The 13,214-nt window shown below is 36.7% G+C and carries 11 protein-coding genes; 7 read left to right on the top strand and 4 right to left on the bottom strand.

The window, feature by feature from the left end; all coding sequences use genetic code 11:
- Positions 1-45 precede the first annotated feature (45 nt).
- The 5 genes from CH354_RS14575 (at position 46) to CH354_RS14555 (ending at position 5,602) form a co-directional block, all read left to right on the top strand.
- The gene (locus tag CH354_RS14575; protein ID WP_207762726.1) at positions 46-1,929 is read left to right on the top strand and encodes a polysaccharide biosynthesis protein; all 1,884 of its coding nucleotides are present in this window, start codon (positions 46-48) and stop codon (positions 1,927-1,929) included.
- Positions 1,926-2,384, top strand: coding sequence for a ClpXP protease specificity-enhancing factor SspB (locus CH354_RS14570; RefSeq protein ID WP_100715912.1), 459 nt, complete (start codon positions 1,926-1,928; stop codon positions 2,382-2,384). The genes CH354_RS14575 and CH354_RS14570 overlap by 4 nt, the downstream gene beginning before the upstream one ends.
- Positions 2,381-3,997: a permease gene (locus CH354_RS14565; protein WP_100727923.1), complete on the top strand. Its 1,617-nt coding sequence runs from the start codon at positions 2,381-2,383 to the stop codon at positions 3,995-3,997. Before CH354_RS14570 ends, CH354_RS14565 begins: the two co-directional genes overlap by 4 nt.
- Before the next feature lie 87 nt (positions 3,998-4,084).
- Complete coding sequence (gene htpX / locus CH354_RS14560) at positions 4,085-4,975, top strand: protease HtpX (RefSeq protein WP_100715914.1); 891 nt, start codon at positions 4,085-4,087, stop codon at positions 4,973-4,975.
- 93 nt (positions 4,976-5,068) lie between these two features.
- Entirely contained in the window at positions 5,069-5,602 is a 534-nt protein-coding gene (locus CH354_RS14555; protein ID WP_100715915.1) for an adenine phosphoribosyltransferase, read from the top strand.
- Between the two features lie 28 nt (positions 5,603-5,630).
- On the opposite strand, the gene CH354_RS14550 is transcribed toward CH354_RS14555, so the two are convergent.
- A complete protein-coding gene (locus tag CH354_RS14550; RefSeq protein WP_100716048.1) occupies positions 5,631-6,668 on the bottom strand; it encodes an ATP-binding protein in 1,038 nt (345 codons plus the stop codon).
- A 31-nt stretch (positions 6,669-6,699) separates the two neighbouring features.
- Here CH354_RS14550 and CH354_RS14545 point away from each other — a divergent pair, with 31 nt between their 5' ends.
- Together CH354_RS14545 and CH354_RS14540 are read left to right on the top strand one after the other, a co-directional pair.
- Entirely contained in the window at positions 6,700-8,247 is a 1,548-nt protein-coding gene (locus tag CH354_RS14545) for a S1C family serine protease (RefSeq protein WP_100715916.1), read from the top strand.
- Entirely contained in the window at positions 8,248-9,720 is a 1,473-nt protein-coding gene (locus CH354_RS14540) for a PDZ domain-containing protein (RefSeq protein WP_100727922.1), read from the top strand. It abuts the gene before it with no gap.
- Here CH354_RS14540 and CH354_RS14535 read toward each other — a convergent pair.
- From CH354_RS14535 to CH354_RS14525, 3 genes are read right to left on the bottom strand one after another with little or no spacing between them, the layout of a single operon-like run.
- A complete protein-coding gene (locus CH354_RS14535) occupies positions 9,717-10,931 on the bottom strand; it encodes an AZOBR_p60025 family cell surface glycopolymer formation protein (protein WP_100727921.1) in 1,215 nt (404 codons plus the stop codon). The two genes, CH354_RS14540 and CH354_RS14535, sit on opposite strands and share 4 nt — an antisense overlap.
- Positions 10,932-10,952: 21 nt before the next feature.
- Positions 10,953-12,518, bottom strand: coding sequence for a hypothetical protein (locus CH354_RS14530; protein WP_243396105.1), 1,566 nt, complete (start codon positions 12,516-12,518; stop codon positions 10,953-10,955).
- Positions 12,491-13,213, bottom strand: coding sequence for a glycosyltransferase (locus tag CH354_RS14525; RefSeq protein WP_100727920.1), 723 nt, complete (start codon positions 13,211-13,213; stop codon positions 12,491-12,493). Before CH354_RS14525 ends, CH354_RS14530 begins: the two co-directional genes overlap by 28 nt.
- Between the last annotated feature and the right edge of the window lies 1 nt (position 13,214).

Here is a 13,214-nt window from a genome sequence, read left to right as displayed (position 1 = left end):
TGTATTTACAAGGAATTTTGTTCCAAATACCTTTATTTATCAGATATGAAATCGATCCCAAGACGATACTGGGTTTTTCCTGTAGACATTCTCTTTATGTTTCTGTCCTATTTTCTCGCACACTTGGTGCGATTTGAAAATATTGGGTTTCTCGAGAATTACCCTGATTTTTGGGTCTGCGCCACAATCGTCGTGGTCACGAGAAGTATTGTATTTTTATTTTCAGGAATTTATCGTTCTTTGTGGTCCTATGCTTCGTTACACGACCTTTTGGCCATCATCAAAGCGACTATCCTTTCTTCCTTGGTTTCTACCTTAGCCCTTCTCTTTTATAATCGATTTTACCAATTATCACGAATGGTTCCTATTCTTGATACCCTCATCCTTTTAGGATTTTTGTGCCTACGAAGTTTGAGTTGGAGAATGATCAGAGAACAAATTTTTAGCCCTGACAAAACCAGGAAAGGAACTCCAATCCTCCTCGTTGGTGCAGGGAAATTAGGAAGTTCTTTTTTAACTGAAATTAGGCGAAACGTAGACTTAGATTATTTCCCAATCGGATTTTTGGATGATAATGTTTCCAAAAAAGGTGGTTACATCCAAGGAATTCCCATTCTCGGATCAACTGAAGAAATTGGAAAAGTTTTGAATCGTTATGCGGTCAAAAAAGTCATTATGACTGTTCCACAACCCGATGGACGTGTTGTGAGTAAACTGATGAAAGAATGCGAAGGTGCAGGTGTTGAGTTTAAAATCTTACCTACATTTGGCGAATACCTTGCAGAGAAACCCAATATCACACAACTTCGCGAAGTACAAGTGGAAGATTTGCTTGGTAGACCTACCGTTGATTTAGAAATTGAATCCATTCGATCTTACCTAGAAAAAAAAGTCATTCTCGTAACGGGTGCTGGTGGGTCGATTGGATCGGAAATTTGCCGTCAAGTAGCTCTTTTTAAACCAAGTGTACTTGTCATCTTAGATGCCGCCGAAACGCCGTTATACGAGATTGACTACGAACTTCGAAAAAACTTTTCTGAATTGAATATTGACATTCGACCTGTCATCGCTGATGTAAAAAATTTATCTAGAATCTCGGCTGTTTTTGAAGAACATAGGCCATCTGTTGTTTTCCACTCAGCTGCCTACAAACATGTCCCCATGATGGAGATTAATCCTTCGGAAGCGATTCTCAATAATGTGATGGGAACAAAAAACGTAGCCGATGTGTGTCGATTGATTGGAGTGGAACGTTTCGTACTCATTTCCACAGACAAAGCAGTAAACCCAGTCAATGTGATGGGTGCCTCAAAACGTGCTGCTGAAATTTACCTTCAACATATCTCTCAAAATTCTAGAACCAAATTCATCACAGTTCGATTTGGGAATGTACTTGGTTCCAACGGAAGTGTGATCCCAAGGTTCCGAGAACAAATCAAACGTGGTGGTCCTGTGACAGTGACTCACCCAGAAGTGATCCGATACTTTATGACAATCCCAGAAGCCACACAACTGGTTTTACAAGCAGGGAGTATGGGAGAACATGGGGAAATCTTTTTACTCGATATGGGTGAACCGGTTCGCATATTATCACTTGCCGAAGAGATGATACGCCTTTCTGGATACACACCTTACAAAGATATTAATATCGAATTTTCTGGACTTAGACCGGGGGAAAAACTTTACGAAGAACTTCTGTTAAATGCAGAAGGAATCAAAAAAACCCACCACCCAAAAATTCGAATTGCTGCTCCACTTGATCACTACAATTTATTACTCTTTCAAAATAAACTGAATCGGTTATTTTCCCTCGCAAAAGCCAATAAAAATAGGGAAATTTTTGCAGGATTAAAAGACATCATTCCAGAATATAAAATCCACGATGAATACATCGAATGGGAAACTTCACACGGTAAAAGGAATTTATGAGCCAAAACCTCACGCAGGAAGAAATCACAACATTACGTGAGTTCAAAAGAGACTTATTCAATTTATACTGGGAACGTTTTGGAGTTTTTTACCTCCATGTAATGCCTCATCCAAAATTGGAAATTGGGAAACGTGGACTTCTCAATGCAGAAAAAGAATCTGGCATCGTACTCGTGTTTGGTGATAAAGCAGTCAAAGTATTGGATAGTAAACCAGATTATTTATTCGCGGAACTACAATTTGGTTCTACCTGGGAACCAACCATGATCCCTTGGGATGCCGTTTTTAGAATTTACGACAAATTCCAAAATTCTGCTACCCAACTTCGGTTTTTACAAATCGAAACAAACACAAACCCAGAAGAATCATTATCAAAACCAAAATCCCAAAAACCAGAAGTCACTGGCGAAGGGAATGTCATTCGAGTTGATTTTGGAGGCAAACGAAACGAATGAATTTTTTTACCATCACACGCGGTGACCTGGATGGATTTTTTGGTCTTATGGTCGACAACCTCATCCAACTTCTTGTCTTATCAGCTTTATGTATGGGTGTCTGTGGATTCCCTTTACCATTTATCACTTCTGTCGTGTTACCTGGTGCGGCGATTTCCTTACTCATTGGGAATGTTTTTTATGCATGGCAAGCATGGAAATTGGGACAAAGGACAAATCGTACGGATGTAACGGCAATTCCATACGGTATCAATACTGTTTCTCTATTTGCATTTATCTTTTTTGTCATGTTCCCCACCTACCAAGCAACAGGTGATTATAAGGAAGCCTGGAAAGCTGGTTTACTCGTTTCCTTTGCGTCTGGACTCATTGAAGTTTTGGGATCTTTTGTTGCTGCAAAAATTAGGAAATACACTCCAAGAGCAGCTTTACTTTCCGCTTTAGCTGGCATTGCGCTTACGTTTATCTCAATGGACTTTCTACTACGAACGTTTGAAAGGCCTATGATAGCCTTTATTCCTTTTGGAATTATCCTCTTACAATATTTTGGGAAAGTACGATTCCCATTTGGGATTCCTGGTGGATTTTTATCGATTCTTGTTGGTGTACTTTTGTCTTATCTATCTGGTTTTTGGGGAGATCCAATTTATAAGGATGGTGGGATCCAAAATGGATTGGAAACATTGGGTTTTTATTTCCCACAATTATCGCTTACTTCTTTATTTGAAACCCTAACCTATTCAAATTTACAAGCTTACTTTTCGATCATTTTGCCCATGGGGATCTTCAATGTGATTGGTTCTTTACAAAACATCGAATCTGCGGAAGCTTCTGGTGATAGTTTTGATACAAAAACATCCTTACTAGTCAATGGAGTTGGTACACTCGCCGGAACCGCATTTGGATCACCCTTCCCAACAACCATTTACATCGGCCATCCAGGGTGGAAGGCGTTAGGTGCAAAACATAGTTATTCCATGTTATCTGGTGTGTTCATGACGATTGTTAGCCTTTTTGGTCTGATGGGTTTAATACAAGCCTTAATTCCAGTGGAAGCGGGGATGGCAATTGTTCTTTGGATTGGGATCATCATCACAAGCCAAGCATTCCAAGCAATCCCCAAACACCATTCCCCAGCTGTTGTTGTAGGTTTGTTACCAGCGTTTGCTGGTTGGGCGGTTCTTATCATCCAAAATGTTTTTTTATTTTTGGATGGGAAACTGCAGGGGATCTTGCAAGAGTTAGGTGCAAAACAAGCTTACCATTTTTCACTTTCTGATATTCCTCCTCACTTACCTTTCCTTCCCTATGCTCTCTCTGGGATCCTTTCTCTTTCGCAAGGATTTCTCATCACATCAATGATTTGGGCTGCGATGGTTGTCTTTATTTTGGAAAGGGAATGGTTAAAAGCAAGTGTTTGGGCAGTCATTGCCGCTTGTTTATCTATGTTTGGTTGGATCCATGCATACGAATTGAAAGGGAATGCCATTTTCAATCGGTTTACAGAAATTGCAAATTGGGACTTCCCGATTGCCTATATTTCTCTTGCGACCTTATTTTTACTCATCCAGTTCCTTGGTTCCAAAGAAAAAGGGGAAAATTTAGAACATTAAATTGCTTGTAATCTTTTGGCAAGAGAAGTAAAGTTTCAGTCTAATATGTAGGTTCTTGTTTAAGAACCGTAAGGAGAACAATTTCCTATGACTTGGATCAAACGAATCGGTTTTTTCCTGTTAACCAATATTTTGATTATGACAACAATCTCCATCGTGACTACCCTTATGGGATCGATGGGATTTAGCATCCGTGCCTTTGGTTTGGATCTAACACAACTCATTGTATTCTGTTTAATGTGGGGTATGGCGGGGTCTTTTATTTCGCTCTTACTTTCAAAGATGATGGCGAAATGGACGATGGGTGTCAAAGTCATCGACCCAAAACAAGCTTCCGCTCACGAGATGGATGTGTATCGAAGAGTGCAGTCTTTGGCACAACGTGCACACCTTCCTATGCCAGAAGTGGGAATATACGAATCTCCAGAAGTGAATGCTTTCGCTACTGGACCTAGTAAATCAAGTGCCCTTGTTGCCGTTTCCACTGGATTACTCAACCGAATGAACACGCAAGAGTTAGAAGGTGTGCTTGCACATGAATTGTCTCACGTAGCAAACGGAGATATGGTGACCTTAACTCTCATCCAAGGTGTTGTGAACTCGTTTGCAATGTTCATCTCTCGTATCATTGCTTATGTAGCTGCCAATGCAGTGAAAGAAGAGATGGCTCACATTGTCAGAATTGTTGTGACCATTGCTCTTGATATTGTATTCTCAATTTTAGGATCCATGGCAGTTGCTTATTTCTCTCGCCAAAGAGAATTCCGAGCAGATGCAGGTGGTGCTAAACTTGCGGGAAGAGAGTCGATGATCTCTGCTCTTGAATCCCTTAGACAAATGGTGGAGATGCCAGAAGATCCGAGAGGAGAAGCAATTGCTTCCTTTAAAATTTCTTCAAAGAAGGGAGGATTCTTATCTCTTTTTGCCACTCACCCGGCATTGGAAGATCGAATCCTTGCTCTCAAACAAATGAGATAATCGATACCAAAAGTTTAAAAACAATTCGAAAGGTCGGTCATTGCCGGCCTTTTTTTATTGCAAGACCCTTGACATCTTTGGTTTCATCCTTATATGTCCATTGTTAAATCTAAAATTCGAACGATTCCTGATTACCCAAAACCAGGGATTTTGTTTCGAGACATCACTTCCCTTCTCATCGACCCAGAGGGTTTCCAACTGACCATTGGGATGTTTGTAGAACGATACCAAAATGCAAAATTAAATAAAATTGCAGCGATTGATGCAAGGGGATTTATTCCAGGTGCTGCCCTCGCTTTTCAATTAGGTGTAGGATTTGTTCCCATTCGAAAAAAAGGGAAACTACCTGGTAATACGATTTCCGAGTCCTATGCATTGGAATATGGAGTTGACCATGTGGAAATTCATACTGATGCCATTGTTCCGGGAGACAAAGTTCTCATCATGGACGATTTAATTGCAACTGGTGGAACCTTGGAAGCATCCATCAAACTCATTCAAAATCTAAAAGGACAAGTGCATGAATGTTCTACCATCATCAACTTACCTGATTTAGGTGGCGCAAAAAGGATCAAAGATACTTACGGTATTGATGTTTATTCTATTTGTGAGTTTGAAGGACACTAAACAATTCATTCATAACAAAAAGTTTCGATTAAACGTTAGTTTTCCAATCGGAACTTTTTGTTTTATCCACTCTAATATTCACTTCATTCCCTAAAAAATTCCATCTTACTAAAAATAGTTTTTTAAGGATATGGATTCCACGTCCACCCGTTACCAATTTTCGATCAGATTCAATTGGGCTCGGGATTGACCTTGGGTTAAAACCTTTCCCACTATCAATTACGTAAACATCAATGTATTTTGATGACTCAAACACATGTACCGTGATGATATCATCTTCTCTTTTCCCACCGTGTTCAAGAGCATTGTCCAAGGTTTCATCTACCAAAATTTGAAACCAGAAACTATCCATTGTTTTACGCCAATTTTGTTTCTCATATAAATTCCAAAGTTTTTCTTTCACTAACCTTGAATTGGATCTGTTTGCAGGAATTTGTTCCTCAAAGATTTGTTTTGATCTTTCAAATAAAAAGGAAAATGGATGAGTTAGATAATCCTTTGTGAAGGAATAATGGAATAAAAATACAGTGAAGCAGAATAAAAACAATAAATTCAAAAATAAGAAAAAATGCAGAAAATAATTGGTAGAGATTGGGATAAGTAATGGGAAATTACAAATGATTAAGAATGTAAAACAAGCACCAAATGCTGCATAATAAATATATTCCATAAAAGTTTGAATCGCCGGGAAATTAAAACGCAATTTAGCAATGATCAAGTAAGAAAAAACAATGAATGTAATGATATAATATGCGTTATAGTAATATTTTAGTAGGATTAAACTAGCTTCTGGATATACATCGTTGAGAATTCCCAAATCAACCAGAAGTAACATGATTCCCATACCAAAAACAAAAGAAGAGATGATGAGAAGTTTTGGGAAGTTGCGGAAAAAAGTAGGAAAATGTAACCCAAAAAAAATGAGAACAAAGGATAAAAATACAAGAAATGTCGAAATGACATGAGGGTGATTTAAGATTTGGTTTTTTAAAAACAATGAATCAAGTAGGATTGTCAAATTACCAACACAGAAAAATCCAGCAAGAATTGAAAAACTTGTTTTCATTCCCGTGCGAGGGTTCTTTCTAAAGGAAACGATGCCTGTGATAAGAGAAAAAAAGGCTACCGATCCGAATAAAATGGATTCAAAAAAACTCATGCAGAATCAGAAAAAAATCTTAACCTCCCCACTTCCCTTTGCGAGTACTATTTTATTTTTTCTCACTTTATTCTCTTTTAGGATGAGTGCCGAATCCAACAGCCAATCCATTGACGAACTGAGGAAATCTGTAGTCCAAATCCGCGTATTTTCACAATCAAAAGATCCATATTCACCGTGGATGTCTTCTGGGATCTCTGCTTCCACAGGTTCGGGATTTATCATTTCAAAGAACAGGATTCTTACCAATGCTCATGTTGTTTCAAATGCTAAATTCATTGAAACCCAGAGAAACAACCAAACAGAATGGTTTGAAGTAAAGGTTCTTTACATTGCACATGATTGTGATTTAGCAATATTAGAAGTGCCAGATCAAAATTTTTACACAGATAGTATGGAATTAGAGTTAGGTGGTTTACCTGAACTAGCAAGCCCCGTAGATATCATCGGATATCCCATAGGAGGTAGTAAAATTTCAGTCAGCAGAGGAATTGTTTCACGTATTGAACAATCAAGTTATGCACATTCTCAAATTGATAGCCATTTAGTTGTGCAAGTTGATGCGGCTATCAATCCTGGAAATTCAGGTGGCCCTGCATTTCAAAATGGGAAAGTAGTTGGTGTAGCTTTCCAAGCATCAACCAAGGGCGAAAATATCGGATATATCATTCCTACCAATGTCATTCAACATTTTCTAAAAGACATAGAAGATGGAGAATACGACGGTTATGTGGAACTCGGGATCCAAACACAAAATTCATTTTCCGAATCACATCGAAACTTTTACGAAATACCAAATGGGGAGGAAGGTGTATTTGTCACCCGTGTGTACAAACAAGGTTCTGCAGATGGATTCCTTCAACCTGGTGATTATTTGACGACTATTGATGGTCGCAAAATTGGAAGGAATGGAAATCTAAAAGAAACAAACTCAATCGATTTTTTAGAAGTCATCGATAACAAATTTGCAGGAGAAGAAATCCAGTTTGATCTCATTCGAAAGAAGAAAAAAATTCGAGTGAGTTTTCCAGCGAAAAAAATGCCACAGATGGAAAACCAAAGGTCAAGGTATGGCACAGATTACCCCTATCTACTTTTGGGAGGTCTCGTATTCCAATCCGTAAATCGAGATCTCTTAGAATCTTGGAGTAAAATTGGACAAACACAAGGAGGCAGTTTACTTGTGTATCGATTTTATGAAGGTTCGAATTTATTAGATGGTGAGACAGAAGACATTGTATTATATCGTAAATTACCTCACCCCACAAACTCACATTCGGATTTTTATCTCAATATGGTTGTAGAATCATTTAACGGAACGAAGGTGCGAAATCTAAATCATTTCAAAAACTTAGTCCAATCTTCAAAAGATAAAACTTACAAAATATATTTTTATGGAATCCAAGTTCCGATGATTTTAGACCGAGAAGAATCTGAAAAAGCAGACGAACAAATCAAACGAACTAATCATATCAAAGGCAAATAAATGAAATTTTTATCAACCATCCAATCATTTTTGATTCTCGTTATTTGTTTTTCTAGTCCACTTACAAGTAAACCTGTGCCTGTGGGAAGCCAAGATCCCTCGATTTTACAAATCAAAGTCACAGTCTTGTATCCTAATTATATCCAACCTTGGAGATTTAAGAATCCAGAGATACGTCAGTCCACAGGAATTTATATCGGAGAAAATAGGATTCTTGTACCCGCACAAGCGATCTATTTTTATTCCAATATAGAAGTAAAAAAACCAGATACCTTAAAAGTATATACGGCAGAAGTAGAACGAATCGATGCAGATTTAGGTCTCGCCATACTTAAGTTAAATGATGCATCCTTTCAAAAAGATTTAAAAGCCGTCATCTTTCAAAGTGAAGTATTTTTACCAGGCACCGGTACGGTGATGGAAAGTAAGGACCAAAGGAATTTAGAAGAGAAAAAACTCAGAATGATTCGAATGGATATCGATTCCTATGCGAGTGGTTATGCGGAATATCCATACATTGAAATCCAATCCGAAGAAAAATTAGATGGTGTTGGTGAACTTGTTTTAGATGTCAATTCCCGAATCCCCCAAGGTATTTTATACCAATTCAAAGAAAATGGAATGGGTAAATTGATTCCTTCATTTTCAATCAAACATTTCATCGAAGGGAAATCATTTCCGTTTAAAGGATTTCGATTCAAACCTTTAGTTGATAGTGCTTCACGAAATGAGTATGGTCTAAGAAAAGACGATTTAGGTGTACTCGTTGCTGAAATTTACCCTGGTTCATCTGCAGATGGAATTTTAAAACTGGAAGATGTGATATTAGAAGTATCCAATTATAAAATAGATCCAAAAGGATACTTTGATCATCCAAAATTTGGAAAATTAAACATGTCCTATTTATTTCATAATACAAATGAATCAGATTCTGCTTTTGATAAAAAAATAAAGGTCAAAGTATTTCGAAATAAAAAACCAATCACACTAGAATTAGAATCCAAACCTTTAAACGAATCTGCAATTCGAATTCCACATGGGAATACTAGATCTCAGATGCCAAAGTACTTGATGTTAGCTGGGATACTATTTCAAGAACTTTCAGAATATTATTTAACAGAACATGGGAACCAATGGAGAAATCGGGTCAGCAAAGAATTATTATACTTAAATGATTTTTATCGAATCAAAAGGAATTCCAAAGAAGGAAAAGTGATTTTTTTATCACAAGTTGTCCCACTTTCAGGGAATAAGGCTTATCACATGACCCATCAATTGGTTTTAAAATCTGTAAACGGCCAAGAGGTATCATCATTAGAAGACTTACGCAATGTCGTGAATCAGAATGAGTCACCGTATATAAGATTTACAATGAATGATGGTTATGAACTGATTTTCAAAAAAGATGAAGTCAGTTCATTGAATGAGGAAGCCAAAAAAAGTTTTCAAATCCCATCAGATTCCAATTTTTAAAACCCAACTTGGAAATTCATTTGTTTCGATATCATTAATACTTTTAATAAAAAGAAAACAAGGATTAATAAGGTCATCAAAATATATTCCTGTTTTCTAATTTGTCGATCTTCATTTACCAAAAGAAGTAAAATTGGTATCGATAACGTAAACATTCGCGAAACATTTTCATATACCGACCAAAAATGGTAATACCCTGCCGTACCAACCATAAACATCACAAGAAGAAAAGAAATTCGAAACTCCCAACCTTTTTGCATTTTACCTGTAAACGGTAGGAACACTCCTAAAAAAAAGAGAATCACGAGAGGGAGACGAGACAACAATCTAGCTAAATCTTTTATACTTCCACCAGATGCTAATTGTCTCCATATCGATTCTGAGTATGAAATTAATCCCTCAAAAGGCAATATAAAGTCTGTAAGGCGGCCAGGTCGCCAATTTGGGAACTTAAAAGATAAATAAAGATGCCAACAAACGGGAATGACAAGTACTGACCCAACAACGATGACTCGTTTCCAATCCATTCGTAGAAGAGCAAGTAACCCAAGTGGGAACAAAAGAAATAAAGCAGGTTCTTTAGTTAATATTGCTAAACTCGATAAAAGTACAAATTGAATCCATTTTTCCTTCACGTAAAAATAATAGGCAATGATGAGTAAAGAAACCATAACGGAATCACTCACAAGCACGTAATAACTACCAAGTGCAAATGGACTAAGTAAATACAAAACCGAATATGGTTTTGTTTCTTCGTTTAATAATTTTCTAAGAAAAAAATAGGAGATTAAAATAAGAGAAATATTCCAAAAATACATCCCAAAAATAGCACAACTTTTACCAAAAACACCAAAAATAGCGATTAACAAAGGATAACCGATCCGAGGAGCACGGTAAGATTCATCAAATCCTCTTGGCCAATCCAAATTCAAATTGGCAAGTGGCCTTGAAAAATAGTAAAAAATCTGACCATCATAACCTGCACCTAAATCACCAGCTTCCCCTTTGAATAAAATGGCATTCTCTGGAGTTTCTGCTTCATTTTGTAAGGCAAATTCATGACCAAAATTAACCATAGAACTTGGATTCCATTGGTACTTTTTCCAATAGGAAAGTGTTGATATACCCCATAAAATTACAAACAAACAAACAGTTAACCACTGTTTTGTGTTTAAGTAATTAAAAATAGGATTAATTTTTTTTAATATCATTTGGATTCTCCTAAGGGAAGATTAATTCTCTTTGCTGATGATCGGATTTATGGAAGATTCAAAAATTGTATTGTATACTTTTGCGCCTTCATATGTTAGATGGTGGGGGTCGAAAAAATAACGAACATCTGAAATCACCTCTGTATGATCAATGACTGTTTGACCACGTTTGGCTAACTGCTCCTTCAAATGTGAGATCCACTCTTTTCTCCAGTTTGAATTTTTATAAAATGCAAATTCAATTGGATTTTCAGGAGATAAGACGATCACAAAAGGAATATGATTTTGATAGAAATATTCTGAAATTTCTAATATTCGATTGTATTCAGACCATGGTTTGAATTTTACAAAGTTTATATTTTTCTTTGCTTCACGGACAACATGTAATCGCCACAATTCCTGCCTGTTCCCAGCATCTTTAATCATTCGTTCAAAATATTCTTTTTGGAACTCGTCCACTGACATTTGAACAAATCGAGTATCATCCCAATAACTTGCTCTTGAATAAGAACGATTTTCAGTTTGGATACCATCACAAAAAAAATGTGATAACCGAATCCCCACCTCTTCATCTTTTCCATAACGAATTAAGTTTACTTGTTTTGCGGTTGGGAGTTGTGATAGAATTTGAATCTTTACGATACTCCAAGGTAAATTGGAAAGATTTAATTCTCCCCAGTGAATATCTAACCATCCTGATTTTTGAATATTGATGATTTGTGTATGAATCGGTGAATTGTTAATCAGTGAGTTTTGGTTTTCGAAAAAAAGGAATTGGAGTTTTGTATTTTTATTTTGAACAAAGATAGATTCAGTTTCTCTTTGTTCTTTACATTCTATCGTAGCATTTGTTTTAGTCCATCCCTTTGACCAAATTCCCTCTTTGGGAAGAACCCCTTGGTATAGATAGTATTTCCTACCACTTCGAAAATGATTATCAATAAAAACTACAATCGGATCCCAAAAGAAAATTCGATATCGACTAACATAGAATAAAGCTTTTGTTGCTAATTTCGATAATGATTTTCGATTAATCTCAGTCCAATAGTCTTTCAGAAAAGCTTTCGGATAAATGGTTTTCGTAGGATAACGATCTGCCAATTGATTCAACCAAATGTCTTTTTGAAACTGGAAGACCTCTCCGTCTTTCTTCATATACTCCCATTGTAAATCTGCAAAATTATGGAGGTACACTACCAAATTTGGTTTTGTTGAAAGTAAATTTTCTTTGTAGTAATAAAGGTCCGTTGGGGTCATTGCTACATGGGAAAAAAAGGAATACTTCGTATTTGGTTTTTCCTTTTTATTCAGTTCGTCAGGTAAAACCGAATATAAAGCAACGGAACTTCCTGTGACGACAGTTCTATGTTTGTCTTCAGATGATTGTAATTCTTTTGTTTTGTAGATGAAGTTATACCAAGGAGAGGAATCCCACTCAGTTTCATTAGGGAATAGAAAATATAGATCAAAAAAGAAAATGCGATCAAAAAGAAATATTGCACATAACAGCGCAATGGCGGACAAGAATACCTTCCATTTCATTCCGAGTGAATTTTGATTTAAGGGTACTCGGGAGTCAGTTTCCATTTTCTTAATAAAAGTTTTTTTGCAAATTGGATCGCAAGTTTTAATACTTTACGGTTAAAACTACTATTCGAAAAAACATATTTGATTGGGAGCTCTTTTATACTTCCACTATTTTTAGAAACGATGGATAGCGCTTCCATATGAAAATCAAATGCAACTGACTCTAATGGATAGGAAGCAATTTTTTCAAACATCAACTTTGAATAACGCCTATAGCCACTTGTACAATCACGAAGGTTGTTTCCGAATAAATTAAAAACTCCATTGGATAAACAATAATTCATTACTTTGGCGGCTAACCATGAAATGAATTTTCGATACAATGGAACATTCACTGTCGAAGTCCTAGATCCAATCACCAAATCACAATTTGGGAATTGGATAAAGTCTTTTAAATAGGTAGCATCATGTGATAAACCAGCATCCATTGTAACGACCCAATCATATTTTTTTTCGACAGCATACTTCATACCATCTTGAATCCCTTGGGGTATATGAGTATTTTTTTCATGTCGAATTACATTGAGTCGTGTTCCAAATTCTTTTTGGAGTTTCTTTAAGATAACTGGAGTTTCATCTTTACTAGCATCATCAGTGACAGATACATCAGCATAAACAATGGCCCCGCGAACCACCTCTTCAATGGTCGCAGCTTCATTATAAGCAGGAATGATCACTAATGTTTTGTTAGCCATT

Source organism: Leptospira levettii (genome assembly GCF_002812085.1).
Lineage (GTDB): Bacteria > Spirochaetota > Leptospiria > Leptospirales > Leptospiraceae > Leptospira_A > Leptospira_A levettii.
Note: the sequence above shows the minus strand (reverse complement) of the source record. Positions and strands in the feature narration are given on the sequence as shown.